Origin of the sequence: Veillonella montpellierensis DSM 17217 (assembly GCF_000426745.1) — a bacterium.
GTDB classification, from domain to species: domain Bacteria; phylum Bacillota; class Negativicutes; order Veillonellales; family Veillonellaceae; genus Veillonella; species Veillonella montpellierensis.
Window position 1 is genome coordinate 72,118 of the sequence record NZ_AUFY01000011.1, and the last position, 18,916, is coordinate 91,033.

The window sequence follows — 18,916 nt, forward strand, 5'->3', positions numbered from 1 at the left end:
TACACATGAATGAAGAACAATCAGTAACAAAAAGTCGTAACACCATGGATATTGCGGTAGAGGATGCACAGAAACTGGTAATGGATGATAGCACCACCTCGCATATAACAGATGATATGGATATGCCACACCATGATGAGGAAAATAGACCAATAGAAGATATGGATGCACACCAATCGATGGGATCCAAAACGGTAGGGCGATTAACCGTGCGTGAAATGACAATTATCGCATTATTATCAGCCATTACCATCGTACTAGGGTTGACTGGATACGGTATCATCAATATTCCCCCATTGAGTGTTACTACATTGCACATTCCTACATTGATTGCCGCCTTAGTAGAAGGCCCTAAAGTGGGAATGCTTGTGGGCTTTGTGTTTGGTTGCTACAGCCTATATGCCAACTTTACGGCACCGAATATTTTATCCCCCATTTTTTTAAATCCCTTAGTATCCGTTGTGCCTCGTGTGATATTCCCTTTACTCGCATTTTTGATTTTTAAAAGTATCTTTTTTAAAGATATAAAATTTCGTTTATTAATAGCCGCCTTTCTTGGCACCTGCATACATACAGCTCTTGTTATGGGAACAATTTTCTTCCTCTTTGGACAGACCTTTGCCCAACTAACGCATGCTACCATGGAAAATGTAGGCATGGTGATTTTAGGACTTAGTGTGAGCCACGGCTTGCCAGAAGCCATAGCCGCTGCTGTTATCGTAACACCTATCGCCATTGCCTTGCGTAAAAGCTTAGGCAAGGACAAATAATCTGCTAGTATCTATTTGTCAAATATATCTACCTATGATACAATCAAATTACTATCATATTGTATGAAGGAGGAATTAGTATGAAACATATTCGTACAGTAAAAAGTGAATCGTTACAAAGCACTGCAAAACATGGCGGTTGTGGAGAATGTCAAACTTCCTGCCAATCTGCTTGCAAAACAAGTTGCACAGTAGGTAATCAAGTTTGCAAACAAAAATAAGAATGTTCCTGATAGGTGCATCGTACTGATTAGTAAAATAGCGTCAATTACACTTGTAATTGACGCTATTTTTATGTACTAGAAGATTCGCAATTTGTGAAACGTGTCTTATCATTAAATGGGAATGAACGGCCTACCCTATATTTTATATACCAGAAGGCTCGAACTTGTGAAACGGTATAGAATATAGTGATCTCTATCAGCGATATAAGAATATATGTATTCCTGCGTTATAGGTGCGTAACATAAGTAGTGATATAAGAAAATATGGATCTCTTAGTTCTATAGGTGGATATAATATATGTTAGGTATAAGTAGATATGACGCTCATATCTATATGAGTGTGAGTATACGTAGATATGACTTTCATACCTGATGAGTGTGAGTTGATAGGTGCCTATGAGATACAGCAACATAACATACATAGGTTATGACTATTAGACGGCTGATAGCTATGTATGGATCAAATCAGAAATAGCAGAAACACCATGCAATTTCATCAACTTGATAACTACCTATGGGATAAAGCGGGCATATCAATACGGGCGATGTATCGGCCATGATTGCTAGCTAGCTATTGGGTGAACTAGTACAGAAAAGATAGACCCTGAAAGTAGGAGTTTTAGGTTGTGCCTAATGGTATGGTATAGTCATTTTGTAGAGCATCTAGTAACATATATTTCGCCATAGGATAGCGATTGCTATAGAGTTATTTTATTCATTGATAAAAGTAATAAACGGCCCGTTTATATAGGTGCTATATCGAATATTTTGTGATACAATATATATGGTATAAATGAATAATTGTTTGGAGGTACCATGACAGAATTACAACCTATGATCCATAAGTTTTGGATGAAAAATAAATGTTATTGTCTTGATGTGAATAGTGGCACAATCCATGTCATCGATGCATTGACGGACAAAGTATTAGATATATATGACGGGGCAAATCGCCAAGCTGTTCATGATGCACTAGATGCGACGGAAGATGCTCGCGAATTAGATGAACTATTGGATGAAATCGATGAACTTATCCACGCAGGACAACTATTTACGCCTATGTCGAAAGATTTTCAATTAGTGATTGACGAAAAACCGATTGTTAAATCACTGTGCTTGAATATTGCCCATGATTGTAACTTGGCATGTAAATACTGCTTTGCCAGTCAAGGCGATTATGGTGGCGTAAAACGTGAGTTAATGAGCTTTGATATTGCCAAACGGGCCATCGATTTTCTCGTAGAAGCGAGCGGATCTAGACAACATTGTGAAATTGATTTCTTCGGTGGCGAACCACTTATAAATTGGTCCGTGGTGAAGCAGTGTATTGAATACATTCAAGACATTGAAAAAAAGAAAAATAAAATCTTTAAATTGACCATGACCACAAACGGTATGTTACTTACCCAGGATAAAATTGATTATCTCAATAAGTATAATGTAAGTCTTGTTCTATCTTTGGATGGACGCAAAGAAGTACATAATAGCATGCGCCCTTGCGCTGGCAAAGGACAGGCTCCTTCCTATGACTTGGTTGCAAAAAATTTAGTTAACGCCGTACAACAACGGGAAGGTAGAGAATACTTTGTACGAGGTACATTTACCCATAATAACTTAGATTTTACAAAAGATGTAATCGCCATGTCCGATTTAGGATTTGAACATTTATCCATGGAACCAGTGGTAGGCGAAGAAGGGGAATACGTACTTCGTGAAGAAGATTGGCCAACGATCAATAAAGAATATGAAACCTTGGCAGATCTATACTTACAACGTCAATTAGACGGATGGGGCGAAACGTTTAACTTTTTCCATTTCCGCATGGATTTATATCGCGGCCCATGTATGGCAAAACGCTTACGTGGTTGTGGGGCTGGGCATGAATATATGGCCATCGTACCAAATGGCGATATATACCCATGTCATCAATTTGTAGGCAAGGACGAATATGTACTCGGCAATGTGTTTGAAGGCATTAAAAACCAAGATATTCCTAAACAAATGCGCCATACCCACGTATTTTCCAAGCCAACATGTGCAGCTTGCTGGGCGAAATTTTTCTGCTCTGGCGGTTGTCATGCCAATAATGTGACACTCGGCGGTGATATGAATACGCCCTATGAATTTGGGTGTCGATTACAGAAAAAACGTATTGAATGTGCTATCATGATTCAAGCAGAACTAGATGAAGCTGGTATTGATGGCAGTATTCCACGAGTTGTGGGCGATGATCGCTAATAGAAGTATTCTCAAAAGAATGTACAAATACTTCTACTAGTCATATAACAATAGTATCGTGGTAGTAAGGGGCGTATCACGGATACTAAGAGTTTATAGAGGATACGAATTGGGGGACTGTCTGAATGAAGTATCATTCAATAGTCCCTCCTTTGTAGTCCACATAGGTATAATAAGATACAATTGCTACCCTGGTCTAACGAGTACAGTATAATAACGCTAATGACAAAGGCGACGTTATTCTTAACATGAAAATCAAGGCAATTAGTCTAATGATTACAGTATAATAACGCTAATGGAGTAGGTATGAAACAAGATATGACCCGTTGGGGGGTGCGCTTTACGGGTATCGTTCAGGGCGTAGGATTTCGTCCATTCGTATCCGTAGTAGCTCATGAATTACAATTAGATGGATTTGTCTATAACGATACGCAAGGCGTATATGTAGAAATTGAGGGCCCCGTTGATGTATTGCATCAATGGCTTTGTCGGATACAACAAGAATGTCCGCCCTTAGCACGGATAGAAAATATGGTTGTTAAAGAATTACCGATATCTTCTGTAGAGACTGATGACGAGATACAAGAACATAAATTTATCATAGCACCATCGCCACTTCACGGCTTGGCGAATACATTTATTAGCGCCGATACGGCCCCCTGTGATGATTGCTTAGATGAACTAGAAAATCCTAAGGATCCACGATATGGCTATAGTTTTATCAATTGTACCAACTGTGGTCCACGCTACACGATTATTGAAAGTGTTCCCTATGACCGCAAACGTACCACTATGAAAGACTTTACCATGTGCGATGATTGCTATGCAGATTATACGAATCTGAACGGTCGACGGTATCATGCAGAACCAACCGCATGCGGTGACTGTGGTCCTTGCTATACCTTACTCGATAGTAGTGGACGAACGATAAGGCTTGACGCCGATGAAGATACACCTAGCGCTAGAGAAAATCGTATATTCCACATGGTGCGCCAACGCGTTGCTGAGGGGGCTATCATCGCCATGAAAGGTATCGGCGGTTACCATTTACTATGTGATGCTACCAATCATGAGGCGGTAAAACGGTTGCGCCAACGAAAAGGAAGACCCCATAAGCCACTGGCTATGATGGCTGGATCCTTAGAGCGCATCGAACAGATTGCCTACGTTAGCGATGAAGAAAAACGACTCTTACTGAGCCCCGTGCATCCTATTGTACTACTTGCTTCACGAGAACCGTCTGGCAAGGGAACGAGTTGTACGAATCCCGTAGCGCCCCATAACCACTATTGGGGGATTATGTTACCCTATGCTCCAGTACACCACTTGCTACTACCAAAGGACGCTTTGTGGGTCATGACCAGTGGTAACAAAAGCGGAGACCCCGTTTTGTTCAAAGACGAACAAGCACTTAGTGAACTACAGGGGATTGCAGATTATTTCCTCGTCCACAATCGCTCCATTTGCGCTCCCGTAGACGACTCCGTGATGGCCGTAGTAGAGGGAAAACAGCTCATATATCGGCGTAGTCGTGGCTTTGTACCAGAACCTATCTACATAGAGGGCATGGAACCATCTACGCATCAACAATCGCCCTTACCGACCATAGTCGCTATGGGTGGGGATATGAAAAATGCCTTCGCCATCAATCGTGACCACCATGTACTACTAGGTCCTCACATCGGAGACTTAGCACATGAAAGCACGCATAGCACACTGGAATGGACACTAGCACATTATCAAGAATTATTCGATTTAGTGCCACAGGCCATCGTCGTAGACGCCCATCCAGGCTACTATTCTACGCGACTGGGCACAGAATACGGAGAAACATACCATATCCCCCTATTGACCGTACAACACCACCATGCCCACGTGGCGGCCGTTATCAGTGAATATAATTTACAAGGCACCACACTCGGTATTTGCTATGATGGCACTGGCTATGGCACAGACGGATCTCTATGGGGCGGTGAATTTTTGCTGTGCCGTGGGACAGAAATGAAACGTGTCGCTCATACGTCCTATGTGCCTTTGCCAGGCGGAGAACGGGCCGTATCTGAACCGTGGCGCCAAGCATTGTGGTATTTGCGACATACCTATGGCGATACGCTTCCCCCTTTATATGAAAGCTGGCTTACCACGTTACCAAAAGGGTGGGAGCTTTTAGACCAAGCTTTACAAAAAGGCATGCCATTTCCTGAGTCCTGTGGTGTCGGTAGACTTTTTGATGCGGTCGGCGCCTTACTCGGCGTAGGAAATGTGCATACCTTTGATGGACAAATTGCCATGGCCTTGGAACAACTCTCCTATGGAGAAAAAGGTAAGCTATTAGACTATCACTATGACGGACATATACTCGATACGACGCCGTTAGTAGCGGACATTATCGAAAACTATGTAGCCGGTATGTCTAAATACCAACTGGCCGCTTCCTTTCACCGTACCTTGGCCTATGCCACCTCTGAAATCGCATTAGACATAAGTGAACGCTGCCATGTGGATCACATCGTGCTAAGCGGTGGGGTCTTTCAAAATCGCCGCTTGCTACAAGAGTTGACAAAAGTATGGCGATTAGATCCCTTTTATATCAGCCAACGCGTGCCTTGTAACGATGGAGGTCTTGCCCTCGGGCAATGGTGGTTAGCACAACAAATGATGCAAAGTCTATGTGAAGATAGAACGTGCTATATAGAGAATATACAGAAATAGAGAACATATGATAGCGAATAGATAGAAAGGAGTTACTATGTGTTTAGCAGTACCAGCACAACTGGTAAAAATAAATGAATCCCTTGGCACCATTGAAGTATCTGGCGTTACACGTGATTGTAGCTTGCTATTGGTACCAGAGGCGAAAATCGGGGACTGGGTATTAGTCCATGCAGGTTTCGCCGTACAAATTGTAGATGAGGAGGAAGCAAAAGCAACAATGGATGCTTTTCGCGAATTAGAAGAACTTGAACAAACTTACTTTAAAGAGCAAGAAGCTAACAGCCGAAGCGCTCATACGGAAAATTAATACATTACATACGCCGGGCGAAGAAATTCGCCTCATGGAAGTATGCGGTACCCATACGGTCGCCATCTTTCGAGAAGGCATCCGTCAATTGCTACCGAAAGAAATTGAACTCGTCAGTGGCCCTGGATGCCCCGTATGTGTTACCGATCAGGCGTATATGGATATAGCCCTTTCCTATGCGGCACAAGATGATGTAATCATCGCCACCTTCGGGGATATGCTCAAAATTCCCGGTACCCATAGCAGCTTGAGTCAAGCGCAAGTCGAAGGCGCTCATATCCATATCATCTATAGCCCGTTAGAGGTGATAGAGCTAGGGAAACAACATAAAGACAAGAAGATTATCATGTTGGCGATCGGCTTTGAAACGACCATAGCCGCTATCGGTGCTACCGTACAAGCCGTTGATGCCAGTGGACTTACGAATGTATTCTTCTTGGTATCACACAAATTAGTGCCACCAGCCTTACGGGCTTTGCTAGATAGTCAACGTGGTCATATTGACGGATTTATCCTACCTGGTCACGTGAGCGTTATCATCGGAGAAGAACCGTATCAGTTCTTACCTACCGAATATCACATACCGTCTTGTGTAGCCGGCTTTGATGGGTGCGAAATTCTATCCGCCATTGTGGATATATTAGAGCAACGACAATCTAAGAAGTACTACGTAGGAAACACCTATAAATCGGTAGTCATGAAAACGGGAAACCCAGTGGCGCAAGAGATGATGCGTACTGTCTATGAAGTGTGCGATGATGTGTGGCGTGGCATCGGTATGATTCCTAAATCGGGTCTACGACTCACCAAGGCCTATGAACATCTTGATGCACAAGTGGCGTTGCCACTGACCGTTACAGAACCGACAGTACCCATTAAAGGATGTCGTTGCGGTGACGTATTACAAGGATTGATTAAACCGAATGAATGTCCCTTGTTTGGACACGCCTGTGTACCAGAACATGCGGTAGGTGCTTGCATGGTATCGGTAGAAGGCAGTTGTGCCGCTTGGTATAAATATGGCTATGCGAGCGGTGGTCTATCATGGGAAGAATAAATAGGAGTATAGAATGAAACGAGTGCGCTTAGTACATGGCAATGGGGGACGATTTAGTCGTGAATTGACAGAACAATATATTCTACCCCATTTTAACAATACACTACTCGCCCCTCTTCACGATGGGGCACAATTTGAAGTATCCAAAGGACGAATGGCGTTTACCACCGATTCCTACGTGGTACAACCGACCTTTTTTCCTGGCGGTAACATTGGTAAGCTAGCGGTCTGTGGCACCGTTAACGACTTGGCCATGAATGGGGCCGTACCTCAATACATCAGTTGCGGCCTTATTTTAGAAGAAGGCTTGCCCTTTGATACGCTAGATACGATTCTCGCTACCATGCAAGACATGGCAGAGCGTGCTAACGTACAAATTGTGACAGGAGATACGAAAGTGGTGCAACAAGGGGCGGTGGATGGCATCTATATCAATACGGCAGGCATCGGCTATATCCCGGAAGGGGTTATGATTAGTACGGATCGCGTGAAAGCCGGTATGGATATCATCTTGAGCGGATCCGTAGGCGACCATGCCATTTCTGTTATGGGAACACGTTTTGGACTTTCCTTGTCGGACTCGATTCGCACAGATTGTGCACCGCTTAACCACATGGTACAAGCCGTACTACAGGAAGTGGGATCAAACGTGGCTCTCTTGCGTGATCCTACCCGTGGCGGTGTAGGGACCGTACTGAAAGAAATCGCCGATCAAGCACAAGTGGGGATTAGCGTTTTTGAAGAGGCGATTGTGGTGCATGAAGAAGTACAAGGCGTATGCGATATTCTTGGTTATGATCCACTCTACTTGGCCAATGAAGGGAAAGCCCTATTCGTGGTCAATCCAGAAGTTACCGATACAGTACTCTCCATTCTTCACTCCTTTGAAGAAGGAAAAGAAGCGACACGCATCGGTAAAACATTGGCGCATAATACGGGGAAAGTAGGGTTACAAACGGCCTTAGGAGGCGTACGCCTTTTGGATATGCTCGGCGAAGACCAAGTGCCACGCATTTGTTAAGCACGATTACATCATTCGCATTTCTAGTAACGAACATTAAACACTTGGTGTTTGATGTGATAGCAAATGGTTTCCAGTGGCTATGGTGAAGAACAGATATCCTATGACTGTAAAAGTAGAAGTACCACGCCTTTAGTAGATAGATACCAAGCGTTGCCAGTATCTGATGGATATGACTTGCTATCAAGTAGGGTGGAGCCTAAGTAAACCCGATGGAGATTGAGTATATTCTAAATTATTAGAGCGATGAGTCACCTAGTAAACCGCAACGAAACGAATTGTTTAGCCACTACAAAGAGAGTTGCCTATACATTAGACCACTAGCGGAGGCAAACGTGTCATGAACGATGAGGATATGTGCGACGCACTTTGCGATGCATTATGAAAATGGATCTTCTATGCCAAATAATCATAGAAAAAACATTCATATGTGGTATAATATAAAATAATAGAATATACTAAATAGAGTAAGTTATGTTTGATACAATAATAGATATACGCAAGGAGGAAATGAGATGAAAAAGAGATTAATTCCTTTCATGGTGGCAGCGTGCATAACCGTATCTACGTTCGGAGGCATGATGACAGCCAATGCCTTTAACTTGGGCAGTTTGTTAGGTGGCGTAGCCAAAGTCGGTGGCGTAGGCTTTTTAGTGGATCGCTACAGTGATTCTATTGATAATTTCTTGAACACCCTATTACGACAAAATAATCTATCCACTACGTATACCACGAAAGTAGTTCCTATCGTTAGCGTGGGCAACAATGCCTATATTGGGGCCGCTCAGATTACGGGCCCTGCATCAGAAATTGAACGGGTGAAAGCAGTAGCTCAACTAGAAGCTAGTTTTAACGGAATAGCTCGTGTAAAAGGACTCGTGCCAATCGATAGCATGAATCCAGTTGGTGCAAATCGAATCCAAGGCGTTGGCATATCGGCGCTAGTTGATTTGAAGATATAATACATACATAAGCACGGGCGTTTTTGGTCCGTGCTTTTGTGGTTATCGTATATGTATCGTGAGGACACCTATCCTATTAGTAGATCATAGTATGCAAATTTGAGGATGGATAGGCGTCTAACCTTGTTCACTAGATTGTGATGTTTTCTAACTAGGATATATAGAAATCGATTAGTATCTGCTACAGTGTACTCACTGAAGTGTTAGCGAATGTATATGGGTCCAATACGATGGTGGACGATTGTAAGGTGCCTACCTGATACGCTGGTGTAGGTTTACACGTAATCGTAATACCCTATTAGTATCACTGTGGACAATATATAGGCACGTAAGAGGGTGATAGCATGCTTGAAAGTGTACTTACATACAGTACAGCGATGCTTACGGTAGTATTGCGATAGACCAATACTTTCATAGGAATAGAATAATAGATATATAGTAGCACCAGTAGGATGCACTAAGATAATCGATGTACACGGGAGGAGATTGTTATGAAAAAAGAAGTAACCATGACCGCTATAGCCGCACTTATGACGATGAGTGCTATGGCGGCTACACCAACAACGGTAGTAGAAAAAACCAATGCCATGGAAACCATTGTATACGGTGATACACAAGCGGGGGCCGTTATCGATCGCATTAATCAACTGTCAGATACTGTGTACGGCAAGAACACAACGGGAAACCTCGTTGATAGAGTGAACCAACTCTACACATCCGTTGAAGGCGAAGGCGATAGCGTATCCCTACGGCAAGAAGTGGATGTACTCGAATATACCTATCAGAACCATGTGACAGAAGGGTCATTATTGGCACGCTTGGACCGTTTGGAACGCAGTGTTAGCGGTAGCGTTAGTACAGGATCAATCAATAGTCGCATACAAGCGTTACAAGTAAAAATCAATGGTTCTCACACCAAGCTAACCCATCAAATTGGTACAGTGCCAGCAGATCATGTATTTCAAGTAACCTTACGAGAACCGGTGAGTACAAAATTAAATCACGTGGGCGATACCATCTCCTTTGAAATGGGAGAAGATTTGATGGACGGTGATATTTTGCTAGTGCCAGCTGGTACGGTTGGGGTGGCTACCGTTGAAAGCTTACAAAAATCGAGATCCTTTGGCCGTAACGGCAGCTTGATGATGAGCTTTGACATACCAGCCATGGATGGTACCCATATTACGGGTGTACAAGGACCAGAAGCACAAGAAAAAACTAAGGGCGAACTCAAAGCGGCGGGCGCTTCCGTAGCGGGTGCTGTTCTACTTGGTCCTGTGGGCCTAGTGGGGGGACTCTTTGTAAAAGGTAAACCTATCGAATGGCCAGAGGGTACCACTATTTATATTCAACCGCAAGATGTGGTAACCGTACAAGGTGTCGTGATTGGGGGTGATGGTCGTGATCATAGCAAGGACCTTACAAAAGCCGTAGAAGCTGCTTTGCCACAAGAAGCGGCAAGTCCTAAAGAAGAACCGGTTACAGATGCCATTCAAGGTGGTGAAACCGCTGAGGTGAGTACCTCTACTGATGAAGTACAAGAAGACACAACGAGTGATAACGGCGTGTCAGAGCCGATTGTAGTAGTAAAACGAGATTAATCGTATAAAGGAGTTAGTTAGATGATTGATAAGACGGTTCGTCGTGCCATATGCTTGACCTTGTTAATGGGGGTCTATCCCTTTGTGAGCCATGGGGCAAATGTAGAAAACGATACGATACAAGCGCCTGGAGAGGTCAAAACGAAAGGGGCTGTGATCATGGCGGAAGATACCCGTCCCATCTATCAAGAACAGTTAGATAGAGCCCTCGATGCGTATCCGGGTCAAATTTCTGGACGGTCAGATACGGATCATGACGTGTTAGAGGTAAAACCGGCATCCATACGAGTTTTGCGAGATGAAAAATCCATCTATGATGGAAGTGTGAAGGACGGATTGCCAACGCGCATTGATGCGAACCATATGAAATATTACGATACCACCGGGTATGTAACGGCAGACGGCAACGTCGTCATTCGTCGTGGTAATCAGACCGTAACAACGGAGCTTGTTACGGGGAATACGAAAACGGGCACCTATGAAATCAAATCTGGATACACCTTACGAGAAACGGGACAAGCGCCAAAAGAGGTAGAAGGACAAGTTTTGACATACCAGATGGAAACGGGGAATATGACGAGCCAGTCGGCGCATGGCTATGTAGAACCCTACTATTTTAAGGCGCACCAGATTCGCTACACCGATGGCGTGGGGTATATACAAGATGGATGGATTACGTCGAAACACGCCATGGCCTTTACCCATACACCGGATTATCATATTAGGGGCGAGCAAATTGAAGTGCATCCGAACGATAAAATGATTATACATAGACCATCGTTTTGGATTAAGAACACGAAAATACTTAGCTTGCCTAAATATACCATATCTCTTAGGAATGATAAGAAAGGGACGATAAGTCTATTTAGCTTGATCCCGGTACCGTCCTATAATTCGAATGGGTTGTCGTTACATGGACGCCTTACCTATCCCATAGGCACAAGGGGAGAAACCTACGTCGACTATACCTGGTCAACCCGCAACGGTCTAGTGCCAGCCATAGGCTATCGTCACTATGTGCCATGGGGCGTGGCTAGCGTATCCTATAGTAAAGAGGAAAACACCTTCTGGGATCACAGTGTGTGGGTTACCAAACGGCCGGAACTTGCCATAGACACGCACACCTATCATATAGGTCGTACACCGATAACCGTACGTGGTAGTGCTAGCATCGGTTATTGGACGGAAGGCGATGTAAAAGGTTCGCACCATAAAGAACACATCGAGCTAAGCCATGACGCCATCACCTGGTCGCATGGAAAGTACAGTTGCCGTTTCTATGGTGGATACCAACATGATGCGTACGGGGCGACTCGTACAGTGCGACGTATGCCGTACTGGGGCGTGAAACAGACGAGCCACATAACGGATAAGTGGCAAGTGTGGGCCGCTTACGAACATCGCTATGTAACAAAGAGCGAAATCTCGCCCTATCTATTTGACCGCATCGAGATTCCTCGAAATATCGTGGTCGGCACGTCCTATCAGTTGACACGCCTCGATCGCATGTCCCTAAACACCCAAACGGATGCACAAACGGGTAAGATGGTATATCGTGACTGGACGTGGGAGCGAGATTTACATTCCTTAAAGGCCTTTTTAACCTATCGCGAGAAACAGAAAAAATGGAAATGTACCATTCGTTTGAAAGATTTCTAACGTCCCATTACAATTCGGCATATGAAAATGATATAAATGTGTTGCAATTTCTCGCACCCTATAGTATAGTTAGTAGGAAGATGAAGGAATTATGAAATTTAATGGTGTCATATGAAATTACATCACAAGGAGGCACACATGTGGCATAGCTTGTAACTGGCTGTGCCACATGTACGTTATGTACATATGGTGTAGGGTGCTAATTTATGCAATATTAATATAGATACTTGTTAAATTAGTATAAATAGTGTGATTGACATATATATAATATTTAGTATTTAATTATGTGACGACATGTAAGGCATACTAGTAGGTGATGGGAAACCACCTACTAGATGTGCCCTTGCTAGACGGGAAAGGGTGGTACATAGGGACATCGTTAGTAAGAGGATATCTAGACAATGAATGTGTAGTGAAAAAGTATACTATGAATAGAATAGGATGACATATGAAACCGATTAGAAAAGCAGTGATTCCCGCCGCAGGTTTTGGTACGCGTTTTCTACCAGCCACCAAGGCGCAACCGAAAGAAATGTTGCCCATTGTAGATACGCCGGCCATTCAATTCATCATTGAGGAAGCCTTAGCCTCGGGGATTGAAGACATCTTGATTATTACGGGCCGTAATAAGCGGGCCATCGAGGATCATTTTGATACCAGTGTAGAATTAGAACAACTCTTGCAAGGGCAAGGCAAAAAAACACAACTGGCCATGGTGCGTGGCTTGGCGGACGTGAAGGTCCATTTTATTCGCCAAAAAGCACCAAAAGGACTCGGCGACGCCGTACTATGTGCGAAGGCCTTTGTAGGCGATGAACCATTTGCCGTATTACTCGGTGATGACATTGTCTACCATCCGGAAAAACCGTGTTTACAACAATTGATTGAATGCGCTCATACCTATGAGGGGAGCGTGTTGGGGGCACAGTTTGTACCGCCTGATAAAGTGAGCTCCTATGGTATCGTGTCGGGGACACCGATTAGCGAAACGGTGTATCGCGTAGAAGGCTTGGTGGAAAAACCACCTGTCGAATCGGCACCGTCGAACTTGGCGGTGGTAGGCCGCTATATACTGACCCCCGATGTGTTTGATCGATTAGCGGTAACAGAACCGGGCGCAGGTAATGAAATTCAATTAACCGATGCACTGGCTGCGATGGATACACCCATGTATGCCATGGCCTATGAAGGCGTGCGTTACGATATCGGCGATCGACTAGGATTTTTAAAAGCTACCGTAGAATACGGATTGCGCAATGAAATCCTTGGACCTAGTTTTAAAGAATATTTAACATCCGTGGTGACCGCCACCGATGAAGACATATAAACATTGTGGTCAATTCTCATACAGAATAAAGGAGTATGAAACATGAATAAGATTTATAAAGTTATCTGGAGTCGCGTAAAACATTGTTATGTGGTCGTGTCAGAAATTGCAAAACGAGAGGGGAAAAGCACGAACACGTCTGGAATAGCACGCCATCGTGCGGCTATCTTGGCAGTGGCCACTTTGTGCCTCGTTGGAGGAGGCGCGTTGCAGACGGTAGAGGCGGCTGATCGCTACATGGCAGTCTACGACCCAGCTGCTCTCGAAGAGGATATGCGTAATAATAGGAAACAATGGGGTAATGATAATGATCAGCCAAAAACGACTAATATGGACTATGGGACCTTTGGGCTTATGTCTAGTTGGGGCCGCATCGATAAACGATTTGGGCTTATTACTGGGGTGGATACGTTTGGAAGACAAATAGATGATGGTCTAAAATTTAGAACGTCACTGGGTGCTAAATTTTACAATCTTGGATTTGGTGCCAGTACGTTTGGTTATGGATCCACGGCTGATGGGTCAAAGGCAACTGCTTTGGGGTATGGATCCTATGCAAAGGGAGCTGATGCGCTAGCAGTTGGTGGACTTGCAAAGGTAACAGCGGATCAAGGGGTAGCTATTGGCGCTAATACCATTGCTGGTAATCAAGCAACTGCCGTCGGGACAGACTCAAAGGCTACTGGGTATGCATCGATTGCTATCGGTAGTGATGATGGACAGCCAGATGCCATGAAAGGCGGAGAGTTTGCCGATAGATATCCGATAGAAACTATCAATAAAATATTTGCAGATTTGCGTAAGACGAAGAGTGATGCCGAACTATTTGATAGTAAATATGCGCTCACCCCAGGTGTCGTTGACCGCCGCGTATGGTCACCAAACTATGCACGTGGACAAGTATCCATCGCTATCGGTGCCCGTGCGGTTGGGTATGGTAATGCGTCTACCGCAGTAGGGGCATTGGCCTTTGCCTTGGGTGAACACTCCACAGCAATTGGTGTGCGTTCCTACGTATCCTATCATGCACCAGGTGGGATGGCCCTGGGCGAGTTAAGCCGTGTTATGGCGAAAAACGGTCTAGCCGTTGGTAATCTATCCTATTCCGATAAACAAGGATCTGTTGCCTACGGGTATGACGCAAAAGCGGTGGGGGATAATTCCATCGCTATTGGGCACTCTGTTGGTGCGAACGTCGAATTGACCCAAGATTCTAAGAATATATTAGAAAAGGTACTAACCTATCGTGTGGCAACGAACCCTACTAGAGTGTCTGGTACATCGCTAGAGACGACAGAAGATCGGCTTACCTATTTAGATAAATTGAAGGAAGAATGGGCGGAGAACCAGAACCGTCAAATAGGCGAAGTCGTTGGTGCTGACTTACAACGTCATGTGGAATATGCAAAAAAGCAATCCACCGTTATGATTAATGGCAAACAAGAAGGGGCCACTAACGCCATCGCCATCGGTCGACGGGCCTATGCTGAGGGGGATAATTCCATGGTAATGGGGTCTTTGTCCCTAGGAATGGGAACCAATTCTCTCGGTATTGGTCATATGACCTATACATCGGGGGATAACGCCACCGCCATCGGTATGGAAGCGATTGCAACAGCTAAAAATAGTATGGCCATCGGTGTCAAATCTTATGCAAACCTAGAAAACTCCATCGCCATCGGTGTTAACAGCCGTACGGACTATACGAAGGAAGATCTAGAAAAAGATGGCTGGGTACCACGTGGGGCAATTTCCTTTCCATCGTCCACACAAGTGGGCATCGTATCCGTTGGTTCCGTTGGACAAGAACGTCGTATCGCCAACGTAGCGGCCGGGTATCGTGATACCGATGCAGTTAACGTATCCCAATTGCGGAGTATCGAAGATCGCTTTACCAATAACCTACCCAATGATGATGTGGCCAATCCATTTGCCTACACATCCATCGAAAAAAATAAGGGCGATGCAAAGGATGTACTTCCATTGCAACGAAAAGATATCGACTATCGTAAATACGTTCATTACCGCACAAAACAATTGGAAATCATGTTGAAGGAAAGAGGCGGCGAACGCATCGATAACGACTTCAAACAACGTATCCAGAATGAGGTTAAAAAATTAGCGGATAATAGAGAGAATGCATACGGCATTCAATCGACTGGACTAGCTGGTATTAACGATGTAGATGCCTTGTTGGCAGAGTTACAGAAGATAGACCCTAAGTTTAAAGATAAAACCAATATCGAACAGGCGTTGACCGTGTTGTCCACCCGTAAAAAAGAACTCTTAAAGGATACCTTGAAAAAATCATTGAGTCCAGATGACTTGAAAAAGTTGGGTGCTACGAACTATTTAAATGACGGGGCCCAAGGTAAGGATGCTATCGCTATCGGATATAAAGCATTGGCATTAGGGGATGACGGTATTGCCATCGGCAAGAACAGCCATGTACCACAAAACATTAAGGGCGGTATTGCCCTCGGTACCGATGCACTAGCCGATCGCGATAAGGGACAATTTGCCTACGACCCAAAAACAAATAAAGCTTTTGCTAATGATGGTGAAGCGAAACAGGCAGAAGGTGGCTTACAGGCCATGAAATCGAGTGGGGCCGCTCTATCCATCGGTAATGGAAAGGTGGCACGCCAAATTATCAACGTTGCTGGCGGTACAGAAGATACCGATGCGGTGAACGTGGCACAATTAAAACGATTGGGCGCTAGCGTTGACACCAAGGTGGACAATAAACTAAACGATGTCCTTGAGAAAGGTCTTAAATTCCACTTCGATCCTGAGTGGGGCGGTACGCCAACAGTGGGTGTTAAAAGAGATGACTCGGCACGGATACTAATTAAAGGACAACATGATGGATATAGTAGTGACCCAAGAAATGACTTCGTTGAAGGGAATATCGGCGTTTTTGGACACGATTTTGACATAGATAAGAAAAAGGGCACGAAGGAAAAAGGTCTTATTCTTACACTTAAGAAGAATATGACGGGCCTAGAAAGCATCGAATTATCGAAAGATGGTAATACGGTAAGATTGGGTAGTTCAGGCATCAATATGGGTGGTCAAAAGATTACTGGCATGGCGGAAGGTGCATTAAATGCTAATAGTACCGATGCCGTAACAGGTAAACAACTATATGCGGTGAAAACACAGTCAGAAAACTTGGAAACTACTGTAAATACTCAATTAGGGCTTAATATTACTGCTGACGGTGGAGGAGATCCATGGGTCGGTATTGGCACTAAGACAAACCAACGTGGTATCATCGCCTTTGGTGTACAAGGTGGGGAATCTGATACAAGCAAATTGACCACCAAGGAGGATAAGAATATCGGTGTCATTGTAAGTCGTGAAAAGAATAACGATCCACACCAAAATGACGATAAGATAATTACACAAGTGCGGTTGGCAAAAAATCTTACAAACCTAGAAAGCATCGGACTCAAGAAGAATATTGATGGGAAAGATTATACAGTCCAGTTGAAGGGTAATGGCATCGATATGGGCCAAAACAAGATTACCAACATGGCAGATGCTACCTTGAGTGCGACAAGTAACGACGCCGTGACAGGTAAACAACTGTACGAATTACAGCAAACAGTAGATGGCAAGGCGGATACAGGATTAACAAATATCACAAATGGCGCTAAAGATGTAATTACTGGCTTAACGAATGTAGTCGGCACGGGGGCAGTGACTGTAACACCGACAACTGATAACAATACTCGTACGAAAACTTTTACCGTTAACGTGGCGAAAGATGGGCAAATTGCTGATAATAATACAGGCCTTGTAACTGGTGGTACCGTAAAAGCCGCATTAGACAGTGTTGGGTTTAATATTGCTGGTGACACTGGTAACCAACCAAAAATTGCCGTTACACCAAATCCAAGTGGCATTCAATTGAACATTAAAGGGAATACGGCGAAAGGCGCTGAGTTGTCGGAAGGTAATATTGGTGTCGTTGCAGCTAGTGCTAAGGATGGTAATCCCGCTACATTGACCGTAAAACTCGCTAAGAAATTAGCTGATTTAGAAGAAATCAAACTTTCTAAAGATAATAAAACTGTTACTCTTTCAAATACAGGCATCACGATGGGTAGCCAATCGATTACTGGCATGGCGGATGGTGCATTGAGTGCTGATAGCACCGACGCTGTTACAGGTAAACAACTGTACGGCTTGCAAGAAAATGCTAGCAATATTAATGTGGCTAACTGGACTACAGCACTCGGTACAGGTACCATCGGCGGTAAAAACGATGCGAACCTCGTAACTGGCGCTACCGTAAAAGCTGCGTTAGATAAAAAAGTAGATACGACTACCTACACTACTGGTATGGCTGGTAAAGTAGATACTGCGACCTACAATACTGGTATGACTGGTAAGGCGAATACTGCATTGGATAATATTACTGATGCTGGTAAAGATGTCATTACGGGCTTAGTGGACGTCAAAGGCGCAGGTGGCGCTACCGTAACATCTGCTGTGGATACAACTGGACGCAAGAAAACATTCACTGTAACAGTCGCAAAAGATGGTAAAATCGCCGATGGTGACACAGGCATTGTCACTGGTGGCACTGTAAAAAAAGCATTAGATGATAAAGTAGATACGACTACCTACACTACTGGCATGGCTGGTAAAGTAGATACGACTACTTATACTACTGGTATGACTGGTAAAGCGAATATTGCATTGGACAATATTGATGATGCGGGTAAAACTGTAATCAAGAATTTAGCAGGAGAACAAATTAATACGACTGTTAATGAAACCTATGTAACTGGTAAAGTGAAAAAGGGCAACCTTACTTCTACCACCCTTGACATTCAAGGTGCTGGAAAACTTGTAGGTGACAATCTTACTATCAACATTAAAGATCAAAGCATTACAAAAGCTAAATTGGATTCAACCCTATCTAGCGAGTTAGATGGTAAAATGGCGTCTTGGGTATTGAAAGCGTCTTCGGATGCTAATGCAAAAGATGAAGAAGCAAAAAAAGGTAAAACAATTGATAATA

The 18,916-nt window shown here is 43.9% G+C and carries 12 protein-coding genes; all 12 read left to right on the top strand.

The features are described 5' to 3' along the window. Positions 1-5 precede the first annotated feature (5 nt). A complete protein-coding gene (locus K357_RS0104485) occupies positions 6-770 on the top strand; it encodes an ECF transporter S component (RefSeq protein ID WP_244869375.1) in 765 nt (254 codons plus the stop codon). Positions 771-850: 80 nt separating this feature from the next. After that, entirely contained in the window at positions 851-991 is a 141-nt protein-coding gene (gene scfA / locus K357_RS09490) for a six-cysteine ranthipeptide SCIFF (RefSeq protein WP_071838034.1), read from the top strand. Between the two features lie 819 nt (positions 992-1,810). Beyond that, a complete protein-coding gene (scfB, locus tag K357_RS0104495; protein ID WP_028257644.1) occupies positions 1,811-3,232 on the top strand; it encodes a thioether cross-link-forming SCIFF peptide maturase in 1,422 nt (473 codons plus the stop codon). 306 nt (positions 3,233-3,538) lie between these two features. Beyond that, on the top strand, positions 3,539-5,944 hold the full coding sequence (gene hypF / locus K357_RS08840) for a carbamoyltransferase HypF (protein WP_051212106.1): 2,406 nt from the start codon (positions 3,539-3,541) through the stop codon (positions 5,942-5,944). Between the two features lie 37 nt (positions 5,945-5,981). Then, complete coding sequence (locus tag K357_RS0104505) at positions 5,982-6,254, top strand: HypC/HybG/HupF family hydrogenase formation chaperone (protein ID WP_028257645.1); 273 nt, start codon at positions 5,982-5,984, stop codon at positions 6,252-6,254. Beyond that, the gene (gene hypD, locus K357_RS0104510) at positions 6,193-7,311 is read left to right on the top strand and encodes a hydrogenase formation protein HypD (RefSeq protein WP_028257646.1); all 1,119 of its coding nucleotides are present in this window, start codon (positions 6,193-6,195) and stop codon (positions 7,309-7,311) included. The genes K357_RS0104505 and hypD overlap by 62 nt, the downstream gene beginning before the upstream one ends. Before the next feature lie 13 nt (positions 7,312-7,324). Next, a complete protein-coding gene (hypE, locus tag K357_RS0104515; protein WP_028257647.1) occupies positions 7,325-8,332 on the top strand; it encodes a hydrogenase expression/formation protein HypE in 1,008 nt (335 codons plus the stop codon). 515 nt (positions 8,333-8,847) lie between these two features. Beyond that, the gene (locus K357_RS0104520) at positions 8,848-9,294 is read left to right on the top strand and encodes a hypothetical protein (RefSeq protein ID WP_028257648.1); all 447 of its coding nucleotides are present in this window, start codon (positions 8,848-8,850) and stop codon (positions 9,292-9,294) included. Positions 9,295-9,785: 491 nt separating this feature from the next. Then, on the top strand, positions 9,786-10,895 hold the full coding sequence (locus K357_RS0104525) for a hypothetical protein (RefSeq protein WP_028257649.1): 1,110 nt from the start codon (positions 9,786-9,788) through the stop codon (positions 10,893-10,895). 21 nt (positions 10,896-10,916) lie between these two features. Then, complete coding sequence (locus tag K357_RS0104530; RefSeq protein ID WP_051212108.1) at positions 10,917-12,554, top strand: LptA/OstA family protein; 1,638 nt, start codon at positions 10,917-10,919, stop codon at positions 12,552-12,554. Between the two features lie 448 nt (positions 12,555-13,002). Next, positions 13,003-13,881: a UTP--glucose-1-phosphate uridylyltransferase GalU gene (gene galU / locus K357_RS0104535; protein WP_028257651.1), complete on the top strand. Its 879-nt coding sequence runs from the start codon at positions 13,003-13,005 to the stop codon at positions 13,879-13,881. 42 nt (positions 13,882-13,923) lie between these two features. Further along, positions 13,924-18,916: ESPR-type extended signal peptide-containing protein (locus tag K357_RS0104540; RefSeq protein WP_028257652.1), on the top strand; the 4,993-nt coding region annotated here is incomplete at its 3' end.

Excerpts from the sequence above, each read along its gene's own strand:
- K357_RS0104485 (WP_244869375.1), top strand. The coding sequence starts at position 6 with ATGAATGAAGAACAATCAGTAACAAAAAGTCGTAACACCATGGATATT.
- scfA (WP_071838034.1), top strand. The coding sequence starts at position 851 with ATGAAACATATTCGTACAGTAAAAAGTGAATCGTTACAAAGCACTGCA.
- scfB (WP_028257644.1), top strand. The coding sequence starts at position 1,811 with ATGACAGAATTACAACCTATGATCCATAAGTTTTGGATGAAAAATAAA.
- hypF (WP_051212106.1), top strand. The coding sequence starts at position 3,539 with ATGAAACAAGATATGACCCGTTGGGGGGTGCGCTTTACGGGTATCGTT.
- K357_RS0104505 (WP_028257645.1), top strand. The coding sequence starts at position 5,982 with ATGTGTTTAGCAGTACCAGCACAACTGGTAAAAATAAATGAATCCCTT.
- hypE (WP_028257647.1), top strand. The coding sequence starts at position 7,325 with ATGAAACGAGTGCGCTTAGTACATGGCAATGGGGGACGATTTAGTCGT.
- K357_RS0104520 (WP_028257648.1), top strand. The coding sequence starts at position 8,848 with ATGAAAAAGAGATTAATTCCTTTCATGGTGGCAGCGTGCATAACCGTA.
- K357_RS0104525 (WP_028257649.1), top strand. The coding sequence starts at position 9,786 with ATGAAAAAAGAAGTAACCATGACCGCTATAGCCGCACTTATGACGATG.
- K357_RS0104530 (WP_051212108.1), top strand. The coding sequence starts at position 10,917 with ATGATTGATAAGACGGTTCGTCGTGCCATATGCTTGACCTTGTTAATG.
- galU (WP_028257651.1), top strand. The coding sequence starts at position 13,003 with ATGAAACCGATTAGAAAAGCAGTGATTCCCGCCGCAGGTTTTGGTACG.